Source organism: Pantoea sp. SJZ147, assembly GCF_007828605.1.
GTDB classification, from domain to species: Bacteria; Pseudomonadota; Gammaproteobacteria; order Enterobacterales; family Enterobacteriaceae; genus Pantoea; species Pantoea allii.
Genome location: NZ_VIVB01000001.1, coordinates 283,516 through 310,342 on the forward strand (window position 1 = coordinate 283,516; position 26,827 = coordinate 310,342).

At 48.9% G+C, this 26,827-nt stretch carries 22 protein-coding genes; 6 read left to right on the plus strand and 16 right to left on the minus strand.

Annotated features, from left to right (window positions below; translation table 11 throughout):
• Positions 1–475: 475 nt before the first annotated feature.
• Both FBY13_RS01325 and FBY13_RS01330 read right to left on the minus strand, forming a co-directional pair.
• Complete coding sequence (locus FBY13_RS01325) at positions 476–1,183, minus strand: alpha/beta fold hydrolase (protein ID WP_145393275.1); 708 nt, start codon at positions 1,181–1,183, stop codon at positions 476–478.
• 180 nt (positions 1,184–1,363) lie between these two features.
• Positions 1,364–2,773, minus strand: a complete 1,410-nt coding sequence (locus FBY13_RS01330) for an amidase (RefSeq protein WP_145393276.1) — start codon at positions 2,771–2,773, stop codon at positions 1,364–1,366.
• A 126-nt stretch (positions 2,774–2,899) separates the two neighbouring features.
• Here FBY13_RS01330 and FBY13_RS01335 point away from each other — a divergent pair, with 126 nt between their 5' ends.
• Positions 2,900–3,478 (plus strand): TetR/AcrR family transcriptional regulator, encoded by a 579-nt coding sequence (locus FBY13_RS01335; RefSeq protein ID WP_145393277.1) that lies wholly within the window; start codon positions 2,900–2,902, stop codon positions 3,476–3,478.
• A gap of 250 nt (positions 3,479–3,728) precedes the next feature.
• Here FBY13_RS01335 and FBY13_RS01340 read toward each other — a convergent pair whose 3' ends face one another.
• Positions 3,729–4,556 carry an MBL fold metallo-hydrolase gene (locus FBY13_RS01340; RefSeq protein ID WP_145393278.1) on the minus strand — a complete coding sequence of 276 codons (828 nt, stop codon included), beginning with the start codon at positions 4,554–4,556 and terminating at the stop codon, positions 3,729–3,731.
• Between the two features lie 155 nt (positions 4,557–4,711).
• The gene (locus FBY13_RS01345; RefSeq protein WP_186440774.1) at positions 4,712–5,797 is read right to left on the minus strand and encodes a mechanosensitive ion channel family protein; all 1,086 of its coding nucleotides are present in this window, start codon (positions 5,795–5,797) and stop codon (positions 4,712–4,714) included.
• An 896-nt stretch (positions 5,798–6,693) separates the two neighbouring features.
• On the opposite strand from FBY13_RS01345, the gene FBY13_RS01350 reads away from it, so the two are divergent.
• Both FBY13_RS01350 and FBY13_RS01355 read left to right on the plus strand, forming a co-directional pair.
• On the plus strand, positions 6,694–7,587 hold the full coding sequence (locus tag FBY13_RS01350; protein WP_145393279.1) for a dihydrodipicolinate synthase family protein: 894 nt from the start codon (positions 6,694–6,696) through the stop codon (positions 7,585–7,587).
• A 150-nt stretch (positions 7,588–7,737) separates the two neighbouring features.
• Positions 7,738–8,067: an NIPSNAP family protein gene (locus tag FBY13_RS01355; RefSeq protein ID WP_063879472.1), complete on the plus strand. Its 330-nt coding sequence runs from the start codon at positions 7,738–7,740 to the stop codon at positions 8,065–8,067.
• Positions 8,068–8,453: 386 nt separating this feature from the next.
• Here FBY13_RS01355 and FBY13_RS01360 read toward each other — a convergent pair whose 3' ends face one another.
• Positions 8,454–9,023, minus strand: coding sequence for a hypothetical protein (locus FBY13_RS01360; RefSeq protein WP_145393280.1), 570 nt, complete (start codon positions 9,021–9,023; stop codon positions 8,454–8,456).
• Positions 9,024–9,154: 131 nt separating this feature from the next.
• Between FBY13_RS01360 and FBY13_RS01365 the strand changes: the two genes are divergently transcribed.
• Complete coding sequence (locus tag FBY13_RS01365) at positions 9,155–10,063, plus strand: LysR substrate-binding domain-containing protein (protein ID WP_145393281.1); 909 nt, start codon at positions 9,155–9,157, stop codon at positions 10,061–10,063.
• A 30-nt stretch (positions 10,064–10,093) separates the two neighbouring features.
• Here the strand turns inward: FBY13_RS01365 and FBY13_RS01370 are convergent, their stop codons facing one another.
• The 7 genes from FBY13_RS01370 to FBY13_RS01400 form a co-directional block, all read right to left on the minus strand.
• Complete coding sequence (locus tag FBY13_RS01370) at positions 10,094–11,524, minus strand: cytosine permease (protein WP_145393282.1); 1,431 nt, start codon at positions 11,522–11,524, stop codon at positions 10,094–10,096.
• Between the two features lie 513 nt (positions 11,525–12,037).
• Positions 12,038–12,931 carry an N-acetylmuramoyl-L-alanine amidase gene (locus FBY13_RS01375; protein WP_145393283.1) on the minus strand — a complete coding sequence of 298 codons (894 nt, stop codon included), beginning with the start codon at positions 12,929–12,931 and terminating at the stop codon, positions 12,038–12,040.
• Complete coding sequence (locus tag FBY13_RS01380) at positions 12,932–13,207, minus strand: helix-turn-helix transcriptional regulator (RefSeq protein WP_029568750.1); 276 nt, start codon at positions 13,205–13,207, stop codon at positions 12,932–12,934. It lies immediately after the preceding gene.
• A 685-nt stretch (positions 13,208–13,892) separates the two neighbouring features.
• Positions 13,893–14,141, minus strand: coding sequence for a helix-turn-helix domain-containing protein (locus FBY13_RS01385; protein WP_013025676.1), 249 nt, complete (start codon positions 14,139–14,141; stop codon positions 13,893–13,895).
• A 51-nt stretch (positions 14,142–14,192) separates the two neighbouring features.
• A complete protein-coding gene (locus tag FBY13_RS01390) occupies positions 14,193–14,897 on the minus strand; it encodes a fimbria/pilus periplasmic chaperone (RefSeq protein WP_013025675.1) in 705 nt (234 codons plus the stop codon).
• A complete protein-coding gene (locus FBY13_RS01395; RefSeq protein ID WP_145393284.1) occupies positions 14,869–17,229 on the minus strand; it encodes a fimbrial biogenesis outer membrane usher protein in 2,361 nt (786 codons plus the stop codon). Before FBY13_RS01395 ends, FBY13_RS01390 begins: the two co-directional genes overlap by 29 nt.
• Positions 17,230–17,285: 56 nt before the next feature.
• Positions 17,286–17,972, minus strand: a complete 687-nt coding sequence (locus FBY13_RS01400) for a DUF1120 domain-containing protein (RefSeq protein ID WP_241536584.1) — start codon at positions 17,970–17,972, stop codon at positions 17,286–17,288.
• A 1,767-nt stretch (positions 17,973–19,739) separates the two neighbouring features.
• Here FBY13_RS01400 and FBY13_RS01405 point away from each other — a divergent pair.
• Both FBY13_RS01405 and FBY13_RS01410 read left to right on the plus strand, forming a co-directional pair.
• Positions 19,740–20,645 carry a transcriptional regulator gene (locus FBY13_RS01405; protein WP_370513125.1) on the plus strand — a complete coding sequence of 302 codons (906 nt, stop codon included), beginning with the start codon at positions 19,740–19,742 and terminating at the stop codon, positions 20,643–20,645.
• A complete protein-coding gene (locus FBY13_RS01410; RefSeq protein WP_063879465.1) occupies positions 20,638–21,096 on the plus strand; it encodes a hypothetical protein in 459 nt (152 codons plus the stop codon). Before FBY13_RS01405 ends, FBY13_RS01410 begins: the two co-directional genes overlap by 8 nt.
• 84 nt (positions 21,097–21,180) lie before the next feature.
• Here the strand turns inward: FBY13_RS01410 and FBY13_RS01415 are convergent, their stop codons facing one another.
• The 4 genes from FBY13_RS01415 to FBY13_RS01430 form a co-directional block, all read right to left on the minus strand.
• A complete protein-coding gene (locus FBY13_RS01415; RefSeq protein WP_145393285.1) occupies positions 21,181–22,761 on the minus strand; it encodes a sensor domain-containing diguanylate cyclase in 1,581 nt (526 codons plus the stop codon).
• Between the two features lie 526 nt (positions 22,762–23,287).
• Positions 23,288–24,274 (minus strand): galactofuranose ABC transporter, permease protein YjfF, encoded by a 987-nt coding sequence (yjfF, locus tag FBY13_RS01420; protein ID WP_096012615.1) that lies wholly within the window; start codon positions 24,272–24,274, stop codon positions 23,288–23,290.
• Entirely contained in the window at positions 24,271–25,287 is a 1,017-nt protein-coding gene (gene ytfT / locus FBY13_RS01425) for a galactofuranose ABC transporter, ATP-binding protein YtfT (RefSeq protein WP_145393286.1), read from the minus strand. Before ytfT ends, yjfF begins: the two co-directional genes overlap by 4 nt.
• A complete protein-coding gene (locus tag FBY13_RS01430; protein ID WP_096012617.1) occupies positions 25,280–26,800 on the minus strand; it encodes a sugar ABC transporter ATP-binding protein in 1,521 nt (506 codons plus the stop codon). Before FBY13_RS01430 ends, ytfT begins: the two co-directional genes overlap by 8 nt.
• Positions 26,801–26,827 lie beyond the last annotated feature (27 nt).

Consider the following 26,827-nt stretch of genomic DNA (forward strand, 5'->3'; position numbering starts at 1 on the left):
AAAGCGTAACTTATATGACGGAAATTGCAGGCAGCCAGGAGAAATAAATGAATAAAAATTTAATTATACTTATTAAACAGCAGCTTATTCCACTTCAATATTATGTGATCGGACGTTACAGAGACGGTAAGCGAAACCGTAAATGATTCATTTTTAAGCATTGATTTCAGCACCCATGATAATATCATGCCAGTGATAACGATATTTCCCCCTCCAGGCAGATACTCATAATTCGCTATCATGCTAAGCACGCCTCCGCTTTTATTCATTATTGACCCCATTATTTTTACTACCGCGCACCGCGAATTAAAATACGGGTTACAACAGGGCGCTATTTCATTCAATGACGTTTATCCCTGCCCTGGCTTCTGGTCATGGGTAAAATCATCGCGTTATTGATAGTCAGAGGGTGAACGCGTTTATCTCACATTAGCGCCCCTCTTACCCAGCCGCTGTTTGGCTGTGCCCTGTGGCACTAAGCAGTAACAAAATGGGATATCTTTTCGCCCAAATCCAAAAGAAAAGTATCTCGCGAGGCAAAGGAATCGGTGACGTGCGGAGGCAATGTATTCATAAAGGTAAAATGACCGGCATCTTTCACAACATAAAGTTCTGTCTGCGTGTGATGCGCTAATGCCGCGTTGAGAAAGAGTGCCTCTGAAAGTGGCGTAACGCTGTCCTTTTCACCCGCCCAAATCTGAACAGGGAGGTTGACGGATGCCAGCGACGACGGCGCGCGAAAAAAATCTGCTGGCGGTGCTAAAAGCACCAGTTGATTTAACCTCTGCCTGCCGTCAAAAACGACCGACTCTCTTGCTTTGGTCCAGGCTGTGGCCCCGGCGTGCATCAATAAAATCACCGTCCCAAGTGAATGCCCAACCCCGGTTATCGAGGCATAGCGGTTGCAAAAGTTGTTCCCGGCTAAGGCGAGCCTTTGGCTACGTTCCAGCAATTCAGCCCTGGAGGGAAAGGGAGAGGTCAGGCGTTCAAAATGTGGCGCGACAACGGAAATACCCTGCCGGGTAAAGGTTTGCAGAAGCTCAAGATGGCGCATTGGGCTTCCCCCCAGCCCGGCGACAAACAGGATACATCGCGTCGCCTCCTTTACCTGCAACAAGGTGACTTCAACATTTTTGTCTGCGTGTTTAACGATGGAGGTTTCCACCCCAATGCGTTTAATCATGAAGATGGCACCCTGCTGAACGTCTGTCGGGAAAGCCTAACAAGTTATCACAGGCGATGGAATGAATGTTTTATGCCCTGCCTCGCAAGCTAAAAACGCCTCCCTGCACGAGGAGATGTGCCAGACGAAAATCCCGATTGTTGAACGGCCCCGCGATGGTCCGCGAGGCCTTATTCCGTTTTAAAATGGTGGATGAGAACCTTTCACCGGACTAACAGCTTCCAGAAGTGAAGCAATGTGCAGGATGGTTCGCTCAGCATGCCATTTACCGACAATCTGCACGTTAATGGGTAATCCCGCCCGGCTTTTGCCGAAAGGCAGCGCGACACCGGGCAGTCCCGTTACGTTTAGCGGAACCGTAGCACCCTGAAGGTAGGTGGCATCCACCTCCTGACCGTCGATGACAAACCTGTCCACCCCATGTTTGTGAGCCGGAATGGGCAGCACATGTGTTATGAGCGCATCATACTGGGAGAAGTATTCCGCAAAACCATCCCGCAACCTTTCCGCTGCCTGCTCTGCATCAATAAAATCAGACATGGAAGTCTCCGGCAGTGACAGCATAGTGTTGGCCATCTTATAACGCTCATCAGCGCGACGACCTGCAGTTGCCCTGGCGAAATCAGGTTTCATCTCCATAACGTGAATCCGGTTAAAAACGTCCAACGCAAAATCCCGTTCCAGCGCCGGAATACCAACGTGCTCTACCACCATGCCAGCGCCTTGCAGCGCATCCGCCGCAGACCTGACAACGGCTGCCACTTCCGCATCCACCGGCCCCAGTCCCGGCCCTGTCATCCAACCTATACGCATCGGACGCGATGAGGTGAACGGCAGTCCATCAGGATAAACCGGCGCACTGCTGGAAAAAGCATCATGGCCATCCGGACCGGCCAGTTGGGAAAAAGCCAAGGCAATGTCACGAACGGATCGAGCCATCGGCCCCACATGCCAGAACCGGCGCGGTGCACGTGGCCAGATACCCGTCATGGGGACGCTACCATGCGTTGCTTTCATTGAGGTGATCCCGGTTTGTGCGGCCGGTCCGCGTATGGAGATGGCCAGGTCTGTACCCAGGCCGAGAGGCGACATGCCCGCAGCGATAGCCGCTGATTCGCCGCCGCTGGAGCCACCAGGCGTGCGTGTCAGATCCCAGGGGTTATTGGAACGCCCAGACAGCAGATTATCGCTCTCAATCCAGTAGGAAAATTCAGGCAGGTTGGTTTTTGCCAGCAAAATACCGCCCGCTTTTTTAAGGCGCGCCACGCTGGTGGCATCTTCTTCAGGACGACGGCCTTTGAAGATCGGCGAGCCACGCTGCGTCAGTACACCGGCGGTATCAATTGAATCTTTCACGGTGAAAGGCACACCGTGCAGAGGACCCGTCTCATCCCCTCTCATCACGGCGGCTTCGGCGGCCACGGCCTGTTTCATCGCATCGTCTGCCAGCGTCACAATGGCATTCACATCAGGATTAGTGGCTGCAATCCGGTCAATATGTGCCTGCATGACTTCTACAGGTGAGATTTCGCGACGGCGGATTAAGTTAGCCAGTTGGGTTGCGTCTGCATAAAAAATGTCTTTGCTCATGATGATTTCTCTCTGGTGAATAATCTACCTAACAGTTGGTAGGTAGACGTTAAGCTTATAAAATAGCGCTGTCAACACCTACCTAACAAATGGTAGAATTATTTTCTATTCTTCAGGAGAACTCCGATGAGCAAGACATCCAAAGATGAAATCCTTAATGCCGCCCGCCTGACGGCGCAGGCTCACGGATATACCGGCCTGAACATTCGCGGGCTGGCCGATGAAGTCGGCATAAAAGCGGCAAGCATTTACTATCATTTTCCAAGCAAAGCAGAGCTGGGTGCGGCAGTCGCCCAACGTTATTGGGAAGATACTGCGCGCGATCTTACGCTGCTTCGGGAAAAGGAGGGCGACGCGCTTAAAAGCCTGAGCCGTTATCCACACATATTTCGCCGTTCCCTGGAAAGCCAGAACCGGCTCTGCATGGGTAGCTTTATGTCGGCTGAATATGACGACCTGCCAGATCCGGTCAAAAATGAAGTGCAGAAATTCGCAGAAGTTAACGTAGCATGGCTGGCTACACAGCTTCAGGAGGCCGGAATTACCGATCATGAAGCCAGTGAAAAACGAGCACGTGCCATTTTTGCCGCCATTGCGGGTGCACAGCTGATGGCCCGAAGCCGGAATGACATCCGACTGTTTGACGAACTTATCGACGGATATCAGCAGGCTGGGCTGTTGCCAGCGGTTCAGTCATGCGTTTGACCCAGGCAGCGGTGAAAGCGTCCGGGCCAGGTCAATACCTCGCTGGCCCATGCGGTGAGATGAAAAAGGCCTGCAAGACCAGAATATGCGCTTCTGACATTCCGCGCAGACTTACATCCACGCGCTGAGGCTGTGCCGTCTTTTCCGACGTATCAGCGCCAGGCAATCCTCCCTGCTCTCGCCTGTCCAGTTCGCCCGGCCCAAAAATAAGAGCGCATGGCGGGCCTGAGCCGGAGTGACAGGGGCTTACTCAGACAAAGCGCCATTCAAACCCGTTTGCGGTTTTATTCAGATAACCCGCAGACGACTGGGCGAAGTGCGAACTGAAACATAATGCCTGATGATCGGCGGCCCATTCCATTGCCCATCGGCGTTGCACTTCCGCCTGGTCGGCATCTGCACAAAAACGAGAGGCCAGATGGGGTTGCCTGACCTGAAGCTCGTTATGCATAAGATCGCCGGTAAATAAGGCATATTCTCCCGCGCTGTGCAGAATAATTGACGCGTGATCGTGGCTGTGACCGGGCGTGGGCACAAAGCGTAATAATTCAGCAAGGATCGGTTTTGTCGTCATATCCAGCGTTTCAAGTAAGCCAGCCTCGATAACCGGATTGATGCTGTCCTCTAACAGGGTTTGTCTTGCAGGATCGTTTTGCCAGTTTTTCAGACCGATATCGGAACAGTAATAGCGCGCATTCCTGAAAAACGGCGTCCACTTGCCTTCCACCTGGTGGGTGTTCCAGCCCACATGATCGCCGTGCAAGTGGGTGATCAAAACAAAATCCACCTCATCGGGATCGATGCCCGTCTCGCGGAAACGATGTTCATAAGGTGTATCCAGTTGATGAGAAAGCGGAGATCCGGGACGCTCACGCCCGTTGCCACTGGCTGTATCAATGACAAGGGTGGCGCCCGGTGTCCGGACAATCCAGCTATGCACCGAAAGCGAGATGTTTTCAGGGGAAAGGCTATCCAGTGGCTGGTCAGGATAGAGCATACTTACCGATAAAGAGGCCTCAAGTTCAGGCACTTTAAAAACCTCACAGTCACCCACGCGATAGATCGATTTGTGTTTCATAGGCCCCTTAAAAACAGAATGGAATGATGCGTCCGGTTTGCATCATCGAATCATGCCATCCACTACGGATGTAAACAAACAGCGGAAGTACAGTTGTCCTGACGTTTATACCGCGATCAGCACCTCTGTACGTTCCACTCTCCCCAAATACGCGATTAGCAGCGGGCTTCTTTGTCTACCGCATCGCCGTCGGTCAGGGTTACCCTGACATGAGGCAAACTCTGCGGATAATTTTGCTGAATAAACTCAATCATTTTTTCCCGTACATAACAGCGTAAATCCCAGGCTGTGGGGGAATTCTGGGCCGTCATCAATAACCTGATGGTCATGGTTCTTTCGGTCGTATCGGTCACCTGAAGCACCTGGGTCTGTTGATCCCAGAGTTTTGTTTCGCTCAGCACTTTTTCAAAATGTCTGCGGAGCGGCTCCAACGGCATGGAGTAATCCACATAAAGAAACACCGATCCTAATATTTGTGCGTTATTACGCGTCCAGTTCTGGAAGGCGTTTTCTGTAAAATAGGTAATGGGCAGCACCAGTCGGCGTAGATCCCAGATACGCACAACAACATAGGTCAGATTTATCTCCTCAATCCATCCCCATTCTTTTTCAACGACCACGGCATCGTCAATTTTTATTGGTTGCGTAAAGGCGATCTGGATGCCAGCGAACAGGTTGACCAGCGACTTCTGCAGGGCAAAACCAATGATGATCCCTGCTACCCCGGCACCGGCCAGAATTGTCGTGCCGAATTTACGCACGCCTGGAAAACTGAGCAGAATCATCGACAAACAGAATGACACAAGGATGACGATTGCCACTTTTTTTACATAGATTAACTGCGTGCGAATTTTACGGGCACGAAGGTTATTTGAAAGATTAATGTCATAGCGTATAAAAAGCATATCCTGTGCGACATTCGTCAATCGAATCAAAATAGAGCAGACGGATAAAATAATAAATATATTGGCGGTAGCCGTTATGAAATTAAGGGATTGCGGGGGGATATTGATATAATTCACCCCGATATTGATTAACACTAAAGGGATAAAAAGAAACAGTGACCCACGAAGGTGCTTTTCAAGGGATTTGAATAACTTTCTGTCGCGACTTTGCCAGTAACGGATAAACCTGAGAAGAATAAATCGAGCAAGAAACCCCACTATTAATGAGAGAATAACGAGTAATACTGCAGGTACCCAGGCTGGCGCACCCGATAACTCACCAAAAATCAAAGACATCATATTCCCTTCCATTCCACCGACAACATTCAGTTGCCAGACAAGTCACTAAAATCAGTAACCGTTGTTCTCTCGGTTATCTGAGGATTACATGATTACGTACATCAGTTTATGAAAAATTTGACCCGCTGCCGTGTCGGACAGTTAAAAACCTTCAAAAGAAACGGATATTTGACTAAGAAAACCAGAGCAACCTACTGAAATCGTTATTTATAGCTGACCTTTTCGGAGAACACGCAGAATATCGGCATTCCAACCTGGCGTGTGCGTTTTCTCGTTACAGGTGATGAATCCGTGGTCAACGGCCAGGTGTTTGTGTGTGCGACAGGTTAAAAATTGGCGACCAATATGACGTGCAATGCGCTGTATGCCTTGCACTTTAGACAGACATCCACATTGTTTTATAAAAATACAGTGTAGGTGCCAGGCCGAAACAGGCCGTGACGGAGGGAGGAGACGGGTTCGTTGGCGCATTTACCTGCGTGCGCCTCGTCCTGACAGGAAAGCGCTTTCATCTTCCAACAACCCTTTGCGCGAGACGCGGATACGCAGGTTATCTGCCCGGCCGCAGTTTACACAACCACGTCCGCGCAGGCTTTGCGCAGTGCATCTTCTCCCACACGGGGATTTGTTATTGGAGCAGCACACTGAGACTCAATGCACGGAAGCCCGGCGCGAGACGTGCAACGTCAGGGCTGATTGACGGATGGGCGGGGAACATAAAATAATCCTGTAATGACCGTTTTAAATCACGATAATGACCAGTGAACAAAAAGTTAATATGCCTTCGCAGGCGATGAAACACTGGTTTTTACCATGACGGTGAGCGCGTGGGCGCGCTGAGAAATGGGATGTCGGATAGCAGCAAACTTATCTTTATTCTGGAGGAATAACCTATGTTTCACGGTTTGAGCGCTTTTCCACTTACTCCTGTTACGTGCAATGGTTTTGACGAACGTGGATTTGTCCGCCTTCTTGAACGCATTACGTCGGCCCGCGTCGACTCGATTGGCGTTCTGGGATCAACAGGCAGTTATGCCTACCTGACGCGCCAGGCGCGTAGCCGGATAGCTGGCATTGCAAAGTCATATGCGGGCACGATTCCGGTGATGGTTTGCGTGGGTGCCGTCAGCACCGATGAGGTAATGCGGCTGACCGATGACGCGCAGGCGGCCGGAGCAGATGCGCTGCTGCTGCCGCCAGTTTCGTACCAGACGCTGACGGACAATGAGGTTTTTGGCTTGTTTGAGACCCTGACGCAGCACACTTCAGTGCCGGTCTGCATCTATGATAATCCAGGTACAACGCGCTTTACGTTCTCTGACGAATTGCACGGGCGTATCGCCAGGCTGCCTGGCATTCAATCCGTTAAAATCCCGGGCGTACCGGCCTCGCCGGAGGAGGCGCTGGCACGCGTCCAACGCCTGAAGGAAAAACTGCCTGCAGAGGTAACGGTTGGCATTAGCGGCGACGCCAGTGCGGCGGCAGGACTCAACGCAGGCTGTGACGTGTGGTACTCCGTCTGCGGCGGCCTGTTCCCGCATGCGGCAAAAGAAATCACCGACGCAGCAGCACGCGGAGAGCACGAGCGGGTTACGCAGCTCGGCGAGCGCCTTAATCCGCTATGGGCGCTGTTTCGCAAACACGGAGGCAGCATCCGTGTTATGGCAGCGGCGGCGGGCGTGCTGGGGCTGACCGAGGTTGACTGCCTGCCCCGACCTCTCCTTCCCCTGTCTGCGAGTGATATTGCTGAAGTGGCTGCTGTTATTCAATCCCTTGATCTGAAGTAAGCCAGTTGCCGTCTTCGGGCCTGGCACTGTGAATTCGTTTGGGCATTGCTAAGTAATGGCGCGATGTCAGTCTGAACATCACGTCCATTCTGTCAGGTTCCACTGCTTTACAAAGTAATCGTTCACCATGATGAAAAAAGGATATTGATGATGAAAGCAGTCGAATTTTTGCTGTACACCCTCAAACCCGGTACCGGGAAAGACTTCCACAGAATCATGACAGAAGAAAGCGCTCCACTTCACCGTTCAGCGGGTATGGATATTGTTTCTTTTGGTAACTCAGCTCATGACGACGACGCTTACTATCTAATCAGAGCTTATGACAGTCTCTCGTCTCTAAAATCTTCTCAGGAATCTTTTTATAACAGTGAAGAATGGCATCTTGGCCCACGGCAGGCCATTATTGACAGGATAAACACTAGCGTTAAATCAGTACTCAACCTAAGCGACAGTGCAATTGAGAAGTTACGATCCCATTAATTGTGCAGCAATATTAACAGTACAATTGTTTCAGCGTCGTTTTATTGCCTGACGCTAATTTTCTGTGGACCTTCCTGTACAAACAGTCGGTCTGACTGAACTCGCTGAGCGCCTGTACTGAAAAACATTTAAGTTGAACAGCCGATATGTCTGAATGCGTCATTCAGCGATCGGGGGTTGTCGCCGGCAGTTTTGAGCGAGAAGTGGAGGCGCGTTGACAAGAAGATACGCTCTTACTGGCTAATAACGTATCCATTCGTCTTGGGATCTCGCGCTGACTTCCAGATACGCGGACCGCTGACTGCTCAGTTGCAGACACAAATCAGCGTAACGGCCACCAGCGCCCTATGCAAAGACGTGCAAACCGAGTGATAACGCTCTCGTACCTACCGCGAAATACCGGTTTGCTGAATAATTTTACAGTACAACCCACCCAGCAATGCCAGGTCTGTTAAAAGCCCAGTCGCCCCCGTAAACCCGCCCCAGTGTCTGGCGAGAAGGATAATCACACTGCTGAAGATCATTGCCAGCACCATAACTGACACCCGTAAACCACTGGGGCGAATCTCCTTCCAGTGGCGCTTCAAGGGTTCAGCCACCCAGCCTTGTCCAAGCCCGGATAAACCCACACCAGGCAGCAGCAGGCAGGCATTGTGAGGGTTTTGAAAGGCGATTATAAGTAAGACTAAACCACAGGCAGCCAGGAGAAACCCATAGCAAAGACGAGTGACAACCTGCTGACGTTTCATGATGCCCAGCCTGGCCAGCATAGTGCCAAAGAAGAATGAAGCCAGCAGCGAGCTTAGCCCCATCCCCCCAGCAATAAAACCTTGCGTCATGGCAAAGCTGAAAATCAGTACCAGCTCAGCGACCAGGAGACTTAACAGGATACCAGACGTGATGTTTCTTCTCTCTTCAGTAACAGAATCTGATTCAGGTAAAGTGAAAATCGCCATAGCAAGCCTCGCAGTAATAACAGATGACATAAAATTAAATTCATCGTGGCTGAGTAATGAATTAAGCTTACGGTCTGTGCTGCAAGGGAATCAAAGTCATAGTTTTCAGCCATAGGTGAAAATAACTCATCATGAAGCCATCCCGTTTACCGCCGCTTGGTGCGCTGCGCGCGTTTCATTCCGTCGCGTCAGCCCTGAGCTTTAAGCAAGCCGCGATAACGCTGAACGTGAGCGCGACAGCCGTCAGCCACCAGATACGTTTGATTGAATCGACGCTTGAATGTCGGGTATTTGAACGCAATGCTCAGGGCGTTAAGCTGACGGAAGCCGGTAAGCTGCTGTATGCGGGCACTCAGTCCGCCTTTACAGCCTTAGAAACCTCGGTCAGTAAGATTGACCGGGCAAGACGGCCGCCGACGTTAACCATTACCACCACGTCCAATTTTCTGACCAACTGGCTGGTTCCGCGCCTGGCGGATTTCAAGGCGCAATTTCCGCACATTGACTTACATCTGCACACCAGCGTTGAAAAAGTCGATTTAACCCAGCGCACCGTGGACGTGGCGATCCGCTATCGCGAAGCCCCGGAAGATGAGCTGCACAATACTTTGCTGTACAAGGATTGGTTTGTGGCGCTAGCCAGCCCGTCGCTGGCGTTGAATACGCCCGGCGATCTTCTCGGCGTCACGCTTTTCCACGTCGAAAACCGCCATGTTCCGGCAGAATCACCGGACTGGCTGCACTGGAAACGTCGCTATGGGCCGTCCAGTTTGAACATCAGCAAAGGTCTCTATTTCAGTGATGAAACGCACGCACTGCAGGCAGCGGTTGCGGGGCAAGGCGTGGTCATTGCCAGCAAGCTGCTGGCGGAGGATCTGATTAAACGTAACATGCTGGTGACGTTATTCGGGTCATGCTTACCGGGCGCGAATTACTATCTGGTGACGATGAAAGATATGGCGGATCGACCTGACGTGGCGGCACTGCGGGAGTGGCTGGTCAGGGAAATGCAGGTCGCATTAACCCGTAGCGATCAGTAACCGCCGCCCTGCCCGGCGGCCCTAACCCTGTTATTCAGCCGGGTAGATTGAATGTGCCAGTTTACCCCGACGATCCCATCGGCTGGCGATCAGCCATAGCAGTGCCGTCACCAACCAGCCAATAATCCACGAGATGTCATTGCCGGCAAAAACCCAGGTAAGAGAACCATGATGTAGCGGGTTATCGATAAAGGGCAACTGCACCATCACCCCCAGGCAGTAGACCGTGATACCGGCCCAGTTCCAGCGGCCATAGCGTCCGTCTGGCGTTGACAGTGCCGGGACATCCACTTTGCCTTTCGTGATGAGATAGAAATCAGTCAGGCTTATCGCGCTCCAGGGGACAAAGAAGGCCAGCAGGAACAGCAGGAAATGCGTGAAGGATTTCAGGAAGGCCGGTTCACTGAGCAGTGCAATGATGCAGGCAACGGTGACCATCAGGACCACAAACAGAACGCGTGCCCCCCGACTGAGCGAAGTTTGCTGGCGGAAGCCCGATACAATTGTCGTCAGAGACATAAAGCTGCCGTAGGCATTCAGGGTGGTAAAGGTGATTTTCCCAAAGCAGATCGCAAAATAGATCACCATCGCCATCGTCGCCGTGCTGCCTAAGCTCACAATATAGCCAACCTCATTGCCTGAAAATGCCTTACCGGCGATCGCGGCAACGATCACGCCCAGGGTCATTGATGCCTGGGTGCCGGTCATGCTGCCAAAGAACACCGAGCAGAACAGCGTCCTTGCGGAAACATCGGCGGGAAGATAGCGCGAATAGTCAGAGACATAGGGGCAAAACGCAATTTGCCAGGAGGAAGACAGCGAGATCGCCAGCAGAAAGTTAGCCAGCGTAAAATGGCGATTCTGCCATACCGCCGATAAGTCGTGAGTGGAGAGCAGCGTGATGAACAAATAGGCAAAGGCCAGGACGCCGATCACGCTCGCCAGTTTCCCCAGTTGATGAATCACACGATAGCCCAGCACCGCAATCACCACAATAAGGGCGCTAAACACCACCATTCCGGTCGCGTTGCTGACGTGAATAAGCTTCGCCAGCGCCTGTCCCGCCAGCACCGTACCACTGGCAGAAAAGCCGACGTACATTATACAGACCAGCACCAGGGGAATGACCGCACCGAATACACCAAACTGCATGCGGCTGGTGATCATCTGCGGTAACCCCAGGCGCGGGCCCTGAATGGCATGTAACGACATGATGCCCGCCCCGATGATTTGGCCGACCAGCAGCCCAACCAGCGACCACACCACATCGCCGCCCAGAACCACAGCCAGCGCGCCCGTGACAATGGCGGTGATTTGCAGATTACCGCCAAACCAGAGGGTAAACTGGCTGAAAGGCTGCCCGTGACGTTCGCGCGGCGGGATGTAATCAATCGAACGGGTTTCTGACAGGCGCGGTTTCTCTGCGCCTGAATAATCTGCTGCAGGTGATTCAGCTGGCATAGTTTCCTCACTGGAACACAGCATACGCGGTGCGTTGAGACCTATTGTTGAACGGATGGATGCGTAAACGGTAGTACATGTATATACATGCAACGATACTGTCATGCGAGTTGAGAAGTTACAAGATGACGCGTCATTGGAAAATGTGATGGTGCAGGCAAGCCTGACAGGTGAACGCGCATCGCTTGCAAGCATGTCGGGCGTGAAAACGAACAATCGCACTGGCTCCTGCCCTCAACCCGTCAGATTGACGTATTTAAGGCAAAGCCGAGTACAGGAGAAACGCGCCACATGCCTTACCAGGTGTTAAATCCACAACAGCCAACACGGGAAAATTGCGATATGAATCGCCGTCTGGCTCCGTTAACAAACTGACTGGAGCCCTTATAAGGAGTCAGCCTAAACATAACGTTTGCCCGTTAGCCGCCCACCCAGCAAACCGCCTCTGCGTTATTGGCATGCGTAACAGCCCGATGCTCAAAGTCGCTGCCTGGCCTTGAGTTGATGATCCCTTCAATCAATGGCCTTTGGGCGATACTGTTCGTTAAGCGCCTGAGCAATTGCCTCTGTTTCCGCATCAGGTATGCCGTTATCAAGCGCCGGTCTGAAGTGCATTTGAAACGCCTGAATGGTTTTTATAGTCTCCTCGTCCAGCACACCCGTTTTTGGAATAGCATCATATCCATAGGTTTTAAGTAGCACCTGCATTTTATGAACATTCACAGGTGCGGTTGGCAGACGACCGTTGAGATATTTTTTTATTTTCTCTGCTTCCGGCCAGGCCCCGATCCCCTGAGCAGCCAGTTGTTTCCAGGGAAACAGCTTACCGGGGTCTTGTTTTCGCAGGGGGGCGATATCACTATGACCGACTACGTTATCAGGGGTAATATTATAACGCTGGATAATGCGCCTGGACAACGCGACAAGCGCCTTGATTTGTTTTTCATCGTAGGGATACCAGGTTTTATGTCCCAACATATTTTCTGAAAAACCACGATTAACAATCTCAATACCGATAGAAGAATCATTGAGATTGACACGCCCATTCCAGTTACTGACACCGGCGTGCCAGGCGCGCTTATCTCCATGGACCAGTTGATAGATGAGGGGTTTATCTGCTGTATTGTCAGGCGACTCAGGAATAAGGTAATGGGCGCTGACATTATTACCTGTAAGAAGTTTTAACGATGTTGCGTTATCAGCGGCCGTGTAATGAAAAACCAGGAAACGAATACGTTCGTTTTGGGCGAGTGAAGAATAATCATGGCTCAGCGTATAGTCTTGCCTGTTTGCTTTTGACGAAATGCTATGGCTACAACCTGTAAGTGATAACAGTAAAAACAGGCTGGTAAGGATGCATCTTGCATTCTTTTTAATTCCCATATCAATTAAATCTTTTTGCAACATTTACTTTATCCTGATCGCTCTTTTATTCTGACGGAGGATAGAAAATTCAATCTCGCTCCTCTGATAAGAAAGCCTGTTTTCCAAAAACCACATAATGAATTCATTATCATTCTTCACGCCGATTTTTTTCATCACTCTCCGTTTATAATAACTGACTGCTTTCTCCGGCAGATTCATCCATTCGGCTATTTGCCTTACTGTCATCCCGGTCATAAAAAACCAGGTAACCGCTACTTCATTTTCAGTAAATGTCAGACAACGTTTTGCATTATCCATAAAAGTCACAACCCCTCCACTGGAGCAATAATTTTTTATCTCTCCACAAATAACCAAAAAAATATTTAATTAACAATCAACTTCAAATCCCAACCTGTCATTCATCATCCCAACGCCATATAAAAATGCCACCTTCCCTAACCTGGTGGCATTCAGTGAACGACTAGCTAAGATAATTCCGGATTGTACGTACCGGATTAACATGCCCCCCTCAACCCGGCATCATAATTTCTAAAAACGCCGCGTCTAATTGATAGAAACCCTAAGCACGAAGCCACACAGAACAGATTTCCATTCTCAGAATATCGGATGTACTGTTTTTTATTAGCCTCTCGCTATTTTTATATTCAATAAAGCGTTCAGCTCAGAACATTGAGATAACAATTTTAGGACGTTACACAACCAGAAAGGGTATTATCTGCGCCTGTCTGTAACTCATCCCCGCCAGTTACAGAAAGGCGCAGAATCCTCCGGCAATATCTTTCCCCCCTACAGCGGCCAAAAGCCCCCTTTTCCTCGCAACGTTTTGCCAGCACCGCCTCCAACGCCATAAACCTTCCCTGCACCTGCCCACTCACATTGCGGAGAGGAAGGCATATCGCCGGCACAGTGCCGAGAGCGTTCGCCAAAATATTCAAACCACGTACACCCGTTGGTCATTAATTGGATGAATCCTCGTTTTGCACTAACCCTCCCTCTCCTCAAGACTAAAAGAGGGACGGTTGGCGATGAACCAGAGAATAAGTTCCTTATTGTTTTTCACACCTAATTTACGCATCACCCTGCGTTTGTGGTAACGAATTTTCAGCACATCCATGCCTGTCCGGCACGCAATCTGCTGTAATTTCATTCCGGTCATGTAAAACCCTATTACGGCAATTTCTTTGTCCGTTAAAAAAACATTTTCTCCATGTTTCCCGATAACCCTAAGCACATGTTATCTCCATAGCGAATCAGTAAACCTCAAAGGCGCGCCTGCAATAAACTACAGGGTGACTTTATTTGTTTTTAACTGATAATTATAATCACTGACGCTGGTGATGCTCAGATGCATACCCTTTGAAAGTGGATGAGAAGGTGTAGCGCACAACGTCTCCTGCGGAAGAACATAAGGCTTCGTAAAAGTGATTTTCGATCCGCCTTCATCTGTATTAACCAAAGGTGAGAAACGGAACACTTTAGCGCTGGGATTACTTATACAGAGATCGCCGCGGACTAACTGATATTGTACGCGCTGCCACATATCTTTTTGCTCGATATCTTTTCTGACGTTAACTACGACCGGCAGATCTTGCCCAATGAGAATTTTCACCTTTCCATCGCTGACCTCATCCTTAGGTGGTAATCCTGTAAATACGACGCGCGCGATATGCTCTTTTACATCCGGCGTATTGGTACGGTAAATTACCCGAATGCTCTGGATGTCGCCCGGACCTATTACAATAGCCTGAGGTTCAGTATACAGTGTGCCACCGGCAAGATTATCGTCTGGTAGACGCCGGATTTTGCTGTAAAGCAGCACACTTTTATCGCCATTATTCTTAATATCAATAGTCGACTCCTGCTTACCTGACTCGATCAACACCGCTGATGATGAAGGTAGAATTTCGGCACTGGCATCATGAATAAGACCTGTAAATATGAAAACACTCATAGAAACGTTACGAAGCATGGCAGTTGAAAATAACATTTTTAATACTCTCCTGTTGATTCAGACGACGAGATGAAAGTTTACATTGCATATTTAAATGCGTAGGTGACGACATACCTTCTGATTCCAGCTTTCCGATATCTTTTTCATCGATTAAAAGAATATCTTTGTCGATGAAACGGGCAATTAATTTTCCAGAACCGTCATAAAAAAGATCACTCTGATGAATGTCAGAAGGTTTGTGGCTCCATTTCAACAGCACTGAACGGTTATCCGCTATGCCAAATTTAAAGAACGGCACCGATCCGCGAACAGCTGAAAAATCTCTGACGTTGTTTTTAATGATTACACCTGATGGCAGACCTTCCGGGCTAACGCGAATAAAATCATTTCGTCCTTCAGCGACAGGCGTAATTATGGCTTTTCCATCATGATTGGTGACCGCACTACTTTGTAATGAGGCGACATCAAGATAATGATGGACGCCTGTGTCGACCACCGCCCAGGTATTGCCAATACGGTTTGGTGAGAAAATAACGCCTTCTTTACTAATGGCAACAGCACCGGATAAATATGCCGCGGTGGTCTGCGATACGCCTCCGGCATCTCGTCCCTGGGAGAGCGAGACATCCGCAGTGGTGTAAGGTGTAATGACGGCATTATCCAGCGAGTAGCTTTCTGACCGACCCGCGCCCGACGTACGCATCTGGCTGGCAGTCACGGTATAGTTTTTAGATACCGGCGCACTGAGCGAATTCGACAGGCGCGCTCTGTTACCGTACGTGTAATACTGACTTCGCCAGTTAGCGCTGTGTTTGTTGAAACTTAGTGGAAGGCTCAAGAAAAGATTGAGGCTGATCTTATCTTTTTGCGTTTGTCCGGGGCTTAAAGACATGTAGGAGACACCTACGCCCAACGAAGCTTTTCCCACAGGTAAGTTCAGACTGCCTGACAATGAATTGAAACCAGGCGCATCGTAGAAACGATAATGTGTTAACGAGATACTTCCTGTCACGCCATAGGAAAACTGCTGCGTCTGCGTTAAACCAATGCTGCTCCGCTGTGCATTGTAATTCCCGAGTCGTGCCTGGCCAATATAGCTAAAATGCCGGCTGTTACGACTAAAATTAAGGCTGGTATTTTTATAGCTGCCTGAAACATCCAAACTCAGGCCCTTCTGGTTTTTCTCATTTTGTACGCTTGTCAGGCTGGAGCGAAAGCGAAAATCTTTTTCGAAAGCCGTATTGCTGACCGTAAGCCCGCGATAGCCTGACGCAGTGACCATAGCGACCGATGGGGCGAAGATTGAATTTAGCGTTCTGGAGAAACCGGCGCCGCTTACCGTGCTTCTGCTGCCGCTAACGGTACGTCCCGTAAAAGCATAATAGCCCGCGTTACCATCCTGGTCAGAGGTGATTTGCGCGCGTGAGATGATGCGCGAGTCAACGATCTGCCCGTCTCGCTTAACCAATACCCTGACGTCATCACTAAAGCCAGCTACCGGAATATTACGCAGTTCCGCATGGCCTTTCTGAATGATTTGTTTCCAGAGAAGCAAGTTATTTTGCCAGAACTCGACAGTCAGCGTTTCTGCAGCTTCATAATTAAAGTTCACAAATGCCGTCGCGTTGCCGTTGGCGGAGGAGATGATGGCACCATCAATATAGCCAGTGCCAAACCCACCATCGCTAACGATTGTTCGTCCTGCGCGGACGCGAACATTTTGATAGTCTCGCTCAATATAGCCATCACGTATCGTGTTAACCGCCGTACGTGCGTTACGGCTGCTAAAGGAACTGTAGTAACCATGTGAGCGAATAATCGTATTGTTCATATTAATTCCGGCTTCATAATCTGTATTGATACTGTTGAGGGAGGTTTCTCCTCCTGAAAAGCGATAGGCATAGGTATTGTAATTTATAAATGCCCCGTTCCCGCCACTCAACCTTTGCTTCCCCTCTGGATTAATCAGATATTTTACAGGGACTAATAACCGTAAGGTATTATTAGCCCGATCAAATTTAGCCTGAATCTGTTTATCCAGATAAAAATATTTACTGCCATTTCTGGCTTTGTAGGGCGACCATGCTAACGCTTTTATTCCTGCTTTTGATTTTATGTCTTCTGAATAAACCGCTGCATTTTTAACCGAAAAAACCCTTCCTGATAAAATATATTTTCCATTGATGTAAATATCAGATTCCGTTTCTCGCTCTGGCATTACATGCTGATTAAGTGCATTATCAAGCTGCGCAGAAGTGATACCATTCGCAGCCATCAAATTAGAATCAAAATGTAGCGTTTCACTCCGCACTGGTGCTGTAAAAATTAAAAAGAAAATAACAGTAACAACATAATATATTTTTTGCATGTCAAAATCAGGCACCTCATAGGGAGATGCCTGCTGTCGCTCTCAAAAAAAATAAATTAAAAATAACGTACGTTAATCTGTGCAGTACCCTGCCAGTCAACCTGTTGCGCATTCGTTATCATATTTCCGGCGTTTAATTGCGGTTCGATGTCAAACACCCATGAAATATCTTTCCCTGAGGCTGGTGCACTGGTCGTTTCATCCCATGGTGTCCAGTCTTCCGTTTTCTTATAACTCCAATCGGCATTTAACACACGACCAAACGCAGTACCACTGTGCGAACCACTATTCTGGTAACCGAAAGAGGTCGTATTGGTCACGCCGTCTACCGTTGATGAAACAGGGCTGATGGTAAAATTCCCCAATTTATTTCCCGTTACCGGATCCATCCCTAAACCAAAAATACGCGTACTATCTGCATGCCCACTTCTGTTATTGGTATTCACACCCACCATAGCACTGCTTTCATTGGGGTCGGTCGCCCAGAATGCCACTTTCTGCGCTGAGGGACAACTTACCTGTAATGTCACTTGTTTCGCTGCAAAGGTATTGACCGCGGTTTGATTAAGATCTTTGTGCTGAGTAATCCCCCAGTCAAGAGCCTCACCGCCTACAACACTTGCTGTACAGGCGTTCGGCGCAATGATGCCATGAACATTAATGTCGGTTCCCGCCATGGCTGAATGGCAAAATAATACACTGGTGGTGAAACTCAACGCTAATACTGTTTTATTAAAAGACACGTTATTCTTCCTTATCTCTGTATAAAAAATCGACACAAGCCGCTCAGGCTTAATGCGGTGAGAAATATAACGTTAAACATTGAAATCGCCATATGAATTAATCTCTTTTTTTATAAAATAATCTTTTGTTTTTTATTGTTAAAAATCAATAAGATAGACATATACTCTATGCCACATTTAAAGCAATATTTTTTTTGATTGATTTATAAATAAATTCAGAAAAGAACATACACATCAACTCCCAATATTTACTTATCACTGAGTGAAAACTCGTCTTTTAAAGATTGCAATGGACACCTGCCGGATTAGCCTGCCCTTTCCAGTCCCTTTTCATACTTTTTTCTGTGTCGAAGCGTCAGTACACACAACGCCATGCCGTCACATCTGATTGACGCTGTTTCATTGCCCTACTAATCACGTTTAAAATAGACAAACGTTCAGCCTGACGTTGTCGTTGGTCACTCGACCTGAATGCATTACTTAAGATGTTTCATTCCTGACCATTTTCATTCCTTTAGTTCATTCCTGGTTTACATTGACTCACAGCCATATCTTTTAGTTAGATAGTCGTACCAGAAAAACTTACCGTTTTATCCTACCTCCCCGTTAAATCAGCAATATGTTTGAAAAAGAAAGTGCTGTGCAAACCGTGACGCTCTTAGAACATTGGGCCAGAGGCTTGGGTTGCGCACTTTCGATACTTAACGTCAGGAGATCAGGAAACGACAGACATTCTGTCAGGTCGATGAGAGTGGTGTTTGTTACAGCGGGATATTGATTACATGATATCTACGATGCGTTGCTAAGCCATAATGTCGCAGGTATGGATAAATACAGAATGACACAGGTAAGTGAGGGCAGTTAAAAACATCATCAACGCCCCATTGAAATGCAATACCTTAACGTTAAACGAAGCAACGTAAGATTCTGTGATGCCCACCTGGAATTCTCGCGTGATTTACTTAAACAACGGCTGATGCGTGATCTCAGGCTTCAGTGACGATGAGTATCATTGAGGTAGAGGTTCTTTGAAAATGGAGGGTGTATTCGTTCCGCTCAGTCTGCAATCTGGGCTTAATCTGGTTGGTTTAACAACCCTGCACATTATTTTCTTGCAGATTTTATCCTCGCCCAACCCCCCTGGTCGCATGATGTCTGTCTGCGCGACCTGAGGATTGCGCACATGCAGCTACGCCTACCTCTGATGTGGATAGCGCTGACGGCTTATTAAAAGACGTATGTATGTGTGTTTTTCATATGAGTGCGTATGCTGACAACAACGTCTATTTTGAATGATGCAGTGAACGGCAGCAAGCGCGTAAACCAATGAGAGTTCAAATGAATCTGACACCTGCCGTTGACCAGAACGCCTGACTGACAGGGCAAATGAGAATGTATATAATTACTATTAGAGAAATTTTTGAGAAGTTAATTGCGCGTTTTAACATCGTTATCTGCTGTCTTTCGCGTGCGACAGCGGGCTACATAAGAAGCCTAAACCCGCTTCAGGTTCCCTCTAAAAACATTACTATTTTTTATTAAATTAAATTTAAAATTATAAACAATAAAATCAATTGCTTACAACTTAAATCATGTATTTTATATTCCACTTAAATTAAAAAAGACAAAGGCATGCAAATAAAACTCTTTTATTTAATTTGATTTGGAAATTATTCAGCACTATGCTGATGTCGATTCAGATAACAAATTTTTATCTATTAATTCCTTTCAATAGATGGGTATTCATGTCCATTTCTTTTGGTACAGATGGAGAGCACTTTGAGCCGAAAGATTACACTTAATCACTTTCTGGTTTTTGAACCCGAGAAAAAAAGAATTACTGGCAGAGGCAATCCGGCGATCATTAGTGCTTCAGCATCACTATGCTTCGAGTTGCTCATTGAAAATGTCGGTGAGTTAGTCACTCATCAACAGTTTTTTGACTATGCATGGCGTCGTTTTGGCATGGAGCCGACCTCTACGTCCCTCTATCAGAATATATCCAGCCTCAGGCGCGCACTGAGTAAAGCCGGACTGCAGGAAGACATCATTCGAACGATGCCCCGGCGTGGTTTTATCCTGTCACCACAAACCGTGGTGATGAAAGAAAATACCGTTACAGCCTCTTCAGCAGCTGTCTTGAGTGAGAAAAATTATGAACCTCTTTCGTCAGAAGAAAACACAGAATCCCACGAGGGAGCATCTCCAGCCGTGTTACAGCACGCAGATGTCGAAGATGATAAAGATCATAAGACGGTTTTACCCTCAACTCGTCAACGTGATCACTCGCCATGGTTACCCAAAACAGAAATGTTGTTAGCACGACTCTCTTTTAAAAATGTGTTTTTTACCGCCATCACTTTCGTTTCTTTTTGCTGTATTTTTATTTTTATCAAAGTCGAACCGCAATCGGCAGAGCCCGTTTTCGCTCACAGCATGGACTATAAAGGCTGCGTGATTTTTAATAACTCAGACGCCTGGCTCAATAGCGCTGAGTTAAAAAAACGCGTGGATGATTTGGATATCAATTGTAAAGACAGTCAATATATCTATATGACATCTTTTAAAAATGCTGACAGACTCTCTTACTTTCAATGCCAGCACCCCTTGCACGCTACAATTCGAGCAAACTGTCTCTCTCATTATTATGTTAAGAATTTCAATGATGAATAAAATTCTGGTTCTGACAGGGCTATGCTTTATCGCTCTTTTATTGTATCCATTTAGTGGAAACCGGGAACACCGTATATCGTGTAAAGCGGATATTTCTTATCAGTGGCAAGATAGCACGCTAAATTTATTCATTTCTCAAAACATCCAGAATGGCAAAGGGATACTGGCTCTCTCGGGTACGCTTCATGAAAAAAATAAAGGCGATGGTTATTTAAGTAAAACCATATCTTTCTCCTATCGAGAACAGGGCTATTATTATCACCTTAACTCAGATTTGGTCATCAACTCGCCACAAATGACCATGAGCGTTCAGGATCAAAGAAAATGGCTACCTGATTTCTTTATTGAAAAAGGGAAGCCTCTGCTGCTGAAAATCAGGCCTTACGGTGATAAAGCCTGGCTTTTTTACTCTGAGACTACGCCACTTTTCGTCTGTGAAAGAAGTAGTTAGCTTTTTTAACGATTTTTCACCCTTGTCCACTGCACGACGCTGAGATCTCAATGTTGATAATCTTGACGTCGTGCAGTGCATTTTTTACGACGAAATCAGTTTACTTCTGGCAGAAACAACTCTGTTTCGCCCCTCATGCTTTGCCTGGTACAACCATTGGTCAACGGAAAGCAATGTTTCCTCAATATCGTTGTTATGGTGAGCTAAACTCTCCACGCCAGCTGATATTGTCATTTTTCCTACTTCGCTAAATTGCGCACATGCGATATGTTCACGGATACGATTTGCAATAGATTCAGCCTCTGAGATTTGTGTATTCGGAAAGAAAACAACAAATTCTTCGCCACCAAACCGACAAACAATATCGTTAGTGCGGCAGCCTTTTTTTAAAAACATCGCGACGGCCACTAACGTTTTATCACCGATATCATGCCCATAGTGATCATTAATGCGCTTAAAGTAATCGATATCGAAAGAGGCAAGACTATGTTCGTTTTTAGCAGAGAGGTAAGGCGCGGTAAGTTGCTCAAATCCACGTCGGTTATACAGTTTGGTCAGATGATCGGTTATTGCATCATCACGTAATATGGCCAACGTTTTATTAATTGTGTTCGAATAAGCCAAAAAAGATTTTTTCAGCCGGTCAGATTCTTTATACCACGTTTTTATACCCTTGATTTTGGGAGGCAAATCCTTCGTTGTAGTAGACCGGGTCAGGCCAGCGAGTCTTTCGAGCGGTTTGGAAATCTGCGTGGAAACAAAGATGCTCACACCGACCAATAGCAATGCTATCACCAGTCCATAAACCAACACATCTTTAGCGATAAGCGTGAGTGTCGTGCTGACCACGTCAGGCGAAACGCATACGAATACGTGCCAGTTGGTTTTGATAACGTCTGAATAGCCTAACAGGCAGTCGCGTTGTTCTAACGTTGTCTTTAATCCACCGCTGCTGGCCTGATTCAGCCGCGTCGTCAGGCTGGTAGCCAAAGGATTGTTTTTTCCTGTAAGCATCTCATCAGGTGAATAAATGACTTCTCCAGTATCTGAAACAATGCTGATCGTTGTTTTATCAGTGTAAAAATGATGGCTCATGAGGCGGCTTAAAATACTTTTTCTTTTCAGGTAGATAGATCCTGCAATATAACCCAGATACGCCCCCGAAGAGGAATAGATCGGGTTCGACAAAAAAATGAGATAGTTACCTGTGGAAGGTGTAAAGGGTTCTGATACGAACGCCCCCTTTTTTACCGCCATCAACTGCTCAGGGGCAACATTCAAAGACGTACCAACAGGCAGTAAACCTGGTGGAGAGGATGCCGCAACGTAACCGTCTGGCGTTAGCATCACGACTGAACTGAACATATCCGATTGCAGTCTTAATCTGTCAGCTTCTTGCTGTAGTGCCTGTTTGTCTTCAAAACGTTTAATCTGAGTGGCACTGTATGCAAGCTCTTTTTGTGCCGTTCTGAATGTACTGTCGGTCATATCAGCAAGCTTACGGGCATAGGCGGTGTTAGATTCAATGATTCTTTTTTCAGTCAGAACCTTAAGAACAACGCCCACCACCAATATCAGCATGAGTGCAGTAATGACTATGCAACCAACAGAATGCAGGCACAGAAGCCCTTTTAACGAGGGTTTATAGGTTTTATTCATTCCCACAGCAGGTCTCTGTTATTTGCCATCATTATTTCAAAGATATTAGCACTGCCTGGAAAAAACAAAGCGTTTCACGGCTAAACGTCACCCTCTTACTCTCGCTAATCAGCGACATCGCGCTGATAAAGGCGTAAATCCAGCGCTTGCCAGACTGGCAATCCGGTGACGCAGTTATACCGCTGGCACCCTCTTCTCCATCATTAACCTTATTCTGCCGTGAAAAAAGAGGCGGGCCGTCGTTAACGTCTTCTGAAACAGGCCAAATACGTACAGGACAGGCATTCATTGCAAATGCGTTATGACCTGCTAGCAATAATAAACCGACATAACGCAGAGGGAATGGACATGCTTTATCCGTGATTGAGAAAGCATGCAGGCTGGCATGATGTGATACAACGCATGCACCCGCACGATGAATAATCCCTGTTGAGGCAATGCTTATTCACTCACGCTCTCTCACCTACCATTACCGATTATGGGTTGCGCCACCTGCTACTCAAAAAAGCGGCGCATCAGCGCCGCCCTTAGCTTATTGAATCAGCCGTTTCACCGGCGCGTTCCGTTGACGATCCCAAATTACCGTCAGCAGGCGCTGTAACGCGATAAACGCAAACAACAAAATGCCGATAGCAATCTTGGTCCACCAGGAACTGAGCGTGCCGTCGAAGTTGATCCAGGTTTGGATAAGCCCCTGGATTAACACGCCAAACAACGTGCCCAGTACCGTGCCCACGCCGCCGGACAGTAAGGTACCGCCGATCACGACGGACGCAATCGCATCCAGTTCTACGCCCAACCCTGCCAGAGCATAGCCCGCCGAGGTATAGATGGAAAAAACAATGCCCGCCAGCGTCGCTAAGGTGGTCGACAGCATGTAGATCTTGATGGTGGTGGCGCGGGTTGAAACGCCCATGAGTTGCGCGGAGGTCAGGCTGCCGCCAATCGCATAAACCTGATTACCAAAGCGGGTACGGTGCGCCAGAATAATGCCTCCGGCGACCACCAGCAGCATGATCAGCGCCAGCAGACTGAGCCGCCCGCCGCCAGGAACCTTCCATGCCATGCTGGACAGCGTGGCGTAAAGCGGATGATCGATGGGAATCGAGTTCTCAGACACCAGGTAGCTGCAGCCGCGCAGAAAGAACATCCCCGCCAGGGTGATAATAAACGCGGGAATTTTCAGCGCATCGATCAGCCAGCCCATCATGGCACCAAACATCGCCCCCATACTCAGGACCAGGGCGAACGCCAGGACCGGATTGAGGTGATAATCGCCGATAACCTTTGCCAGAAACACGCCAGAAAACGCGATGACGGCCCCCACCGACAGATCGATTCCGCCCGACAGAATCACAAAGGTCATTCCAACAGCGATGATGCCGAGGAAAGCGTTATCCGTCAAAATGTTACAGATCACCCGGGTTGAGGCAAAGCCGGGAAACTGGCTCAGGCAAAACAAATAGCCCATCACAAACACCAGCAGTGTGATCATTAAAGGCAGATGACGTTTAATCATGATGGACGTCTCCGTTTAAACATCGCAATAAAGCGCGGGGATTGCAGCAACAGGACGCACATCACGACTATCGCCTTCACCACCTGATTCAGCTCTGGCGGAAAGCCAGACAGTAAAATACCGGTATTCATCGACTGGATAATCAACGCGCCAATCAGTGACAGTGCGATATTAAACCGACCGCCCATCAGCGATGCCCCGCCAATCACGACGGCCAGAATCGCATCCAGTTCCAGCCACAATCCGGCATTATTGGCATCCGCACCGCGAATATCCGCCGCCACAATCAGGCCGGCTACCGCTGCGCAGAGCCCGCTGATGGCGTAGGTGGACATCACCACCAGCCAGCCATTCACCCCGGCATTACGTGCGGCGCGCAAGTTGATGCCCACGGCCTCAATAAACAGCCCCAGCGCCGTTTTGCGCGCCAGCAGCCAGACCAGCAGCGCCACCGCCACGGTAATCCACACCGGCACCGGTAATAACCAGAGTGAACCATTGCCAAACCAGCCCAGGCTGTCGTTGTTAAAGGTCACGATTTGCCCTTGAGTGATAAGCTGAGCAATACCGCGTCCGGCCACCATTAAAATCAGCGTGGCGACAAAAGGCTGAATACGCAGTAATGCCACCAGAATGCCGTTCCATATGCCGCACGCCAGCCCGCTGGCCAGCGTGACCATAATGATAAACGGCACGCCGTGCCCGGCGACGGTCAAGGTGGCGGCGGTCGCTCCGGCAATCGCCATCACGGCGCCGACCGACAGGTCGATGCCACCAGTGGCGATGACCAGCGTCATGCCAATAGCCAGTAACGCAACAGGCGCTGCACGGTTGATAATGTCGATCGGGCTACCAAACAGCCGACCGTCCTGTAAGTGAATGGCAAAGAAGTTGTTCGCGACCAGGCTGTCGACGATCAGCACCAGTAACAGCGCAATGATCTGTGGCATACCGGGCGGCAGCCTGAACTTGCGACGTTGAGGTTTGGTCGCGGTGACCGGGGATTCAAGCATGCTGCGTACCTCCATCAGCAATAGCGTTAACGATTGCCGCCACAGAAAGCTGCTCCAGTGGAATCTCAGCCACCTGTTTCAGGTCACGCATGATCAATACGCGATCGGCGTAGCCCACCAGCTCCTCCAGCTCCGAGGAAATCACCAACAATGCCAGGCCATCGGCACATAAGGATTCTATCAAGCGGATAATTTCCGCATGGGCGCCCACGTCAATCCCGCGCGTCGGCTCATCCAGGATCAGAAACTGCGGTTTCGTCACCAGCCAGCGTGACAGCAGGACTTTTTGCTGATTACCGCCGGATAACAGCTCCACAGGTTGCTCAGCGTGCGGTGTGCGAATACCCAGACTTTTAATAAAGCGCTCGGCAATGGCCTGCTGTTCCCGCTTTTTAATCGGACGTAACCAGCCGCGCTGCGCCTGTAATGCCAGAATGATATTTTCACGCACCGAGGCTGCGCCGATGATGCCGTCTGTCTTACGGTCTTCCGGGCAGAACCCCATGCCAAGGCGAGAAGCCTGTGCAGGCGTGCGAATATGTTCAACCTTCCCTTTGATTTTTGCCGTACCGCGATCGGCGCGACGAATACCAAACAGGACTTCTGCCGTCTCCGTGCGACCGGACCCCAACAATCCGGCCAGCCCTACCACTTCGCCAGGTCTGACCTGCAGGTTGAAGGGCTCGATAGTGCCCTTTTTGCCGTAGTCTTCAAACGACACCACAGGCTGATTGCTGCGCAGCGTACTGCCCTGCCGTTGCAATGCGGTGGCCATCAGCTCTCGGCCAATCATCAACTTTACCAGCTCAATCTGCGGCAGGGTTGCTGTGTCATGCGTGGCGATGAATTTACCATTGCGCAGGACGGTGATGCGGTCGGTAATGCGGTAAACCTGATCCAGAAAATGCGTCACAAATATCAGGCTCATGCCGCGATTCTTTAGCTGCGTCATGAGGGTAAAAAGCATTTCAACTTCACTGGCATCCAGACTGGCGGTGGGCTCGTCCAGAATCAGGACCTGCGCAGAGAGATCGACGGCCCGGCAGATGGCGATGATCTGCTGCATCGCGACCGAATAGTGACCGAGAGGTCGGGTGACATCCAGGGCAAAACCGTAATTGCGCATCAGGGCATCGGCATCGCGAACCATGCGCTTACGGTCAATCATGCCGAAACGGCGCGGTTCCCGACCGATATACAGGTTGTCAGCCACCGACATGTTCGGCAGCAGATTAACTTCCTGATAGACCGTCCCGATACCGATCTCTTGGGCTTCGGCGGTGCTGCGCGGCGAAATCGACTGACCGTTTAACGTGATCGTGCCGCTGTCCCGGGTATATACGCCGGTCAGGACTTTAATCAGTGTGGATTTTCCTGCGCCGTTTTCACCCAGCAGCGCCATGATTTCGCCTTTGCGCAGGCTGAGTGAGACATCATCCAGCGCTTTCACGCCGGGGAAGCCTTTGCTGACGCCGCTGATGGCTAAAAGAGGGTGTTCGTCGTGTGTGGTCATGCTGTCAACTCCGCACTACATCATAGA

What these genes read in the sequence shown, in the direction of transcription:
- FBY13_RS01395 (WP_145393284.1), bottom strand. Translation starts at nt 17,229, where the DNA reads ATGCAAAAAATATATTATGTTGTTACTGTTATTTTCTTTTTAATTTTT.
- FBY13_RS01325 (WP_145393275.1), bottom strand. Translation starts at nt 1,183, where the DNA reads ATGATTAAACGCATTGGGGTGGAAACCTCCATCGTTAAACACGCAGAC.
- FBY13_RS01355 (WP_063879472.1), top strand. Translation starts at nt 7,738, where the DNA reads ATGAAAGCAGTCGAATTTTTGCTGTACACCCTCAAACCCGGTACCGGG.
- FBY13_RS01390 (WP_013025675.1), bottom strand. Translation starts at nt 14,897, where the DNA reads ATGTTATTTTCAACTGCCATGCTTCGTAACGTTTCTATGAGTGTTTTC.
- FBY13_RS01405 (WP_370513125.1), top strand. Translation starts at nt 19,740, where the DNA reads ATGGAGAGCACTTTGAGCCGAAAGATTACACTTAATCACTTTCTGGTT.
- FBY13_RS01375 (WP_145393283.1), bottom strand. Translation starts at nt 12,931, where the DNA reads ATGTTGCAAAAAGATTTAATTGATATGGGAATTAAAAAGAATGCAAGA.
- FBY13_RS01330 (WP_145393276.1), bottom strand. Translation starts at nt 2,773, where the DNA reads ATGAGCAAAGACATTTTTTATGCAGACGCAACCCAACTGGCTAACTTA.
- FBY13_RS01360 (WP_145393280.1), bottom strand. Translation starts at nt 9,023, where the DNA reads ATGGCGATTTTCACTTTACCTGAATCAGATTCTGTTACTGAAGAGAGA.
- FBY13_RS01410 (WP_063879465.1), top strand. Translation starts at nt 20,638, where the DNA reads ATGAATAAAATTCTGGTTCTGACAGGGCTATGCTTTATCGCTCTTTTA.
- FBY13_RS01430 (WP_096012617.1), bottom strand. Translation starts at nt 26,800, where the DNA reads ATGACCACACACGACGAACACCCTCTTTTAGCCATCAGCGGCGTCAGC.
- FBY13_RS01380 (WP_029568750.1), bottom strand. Translation starts at nt 13,207, where the DNA reads ATGGATAATGCAAAACGTTGTCTGACATTTACTGAAAATGAAGTAGCG.
- ytfT (WP_145393286.1), bottom strand. Translation starts at nt 25,287, where the DNA reads ATGCTTGAATCCCCGGTCACCGCGACCAAACCTCAACGTCGCAAGTTC.
- FBY13_RS01365 (WP_145393281.1), top strand. Translation starts at nt 9,155, where the DNA reads ATGAAGCCATCCCGTTTACCGCCGCTTGGTGCGCTGCGCGCGTTTCAT.
- FBY13_RS01335 (WP_145393277.1), top strand. Translation starts at nt 2,900, where the DNA reads ATGAGCAAGACATCCAAAGATGAAATCCTTAATGCCGCCCGCCTGACG.
- FBY13_RS01370 (WP_145393282.1), bottom strand. Translation starts at nt 11,524, where the DNA reads ATGCCAGCTGAATCACCTGCAGCAGATTATTCAGGCGCAGAGAAACCG.
- yjfF (WP_096012615.1), bottom strand. Translation starts at nt 24,274, where the DNA reads ATGATTAAACGTCATCTGCCTTTAATGATCACACTGCTGGTGTTTGTG.
- FBY13_RS01345 (WP_186440774.1), bottom strand. Translation starts at nt 5,797, where the DNA reads ATGTCTTTGATTTTTGGTGAGTTATCGGGTGCGCCAGCCTGGGTACCT.
- FBY13_RS01340 (WP_145393278.1), bottom strand. Translation starts at nt 4,556, where the DNA reads ATGAAACACAAATCGATCTATCGCGTGGGTGACTGTGAGGTTTTTAAA.
- FBY13_RS01350 (WP_145393279.1), top strand. Translation starts at nt 6,694, where the DNA reads ATGTTTCACGGTTTGAGCGCTTTTCCACTTACTCCTGTTACGTGCAAT.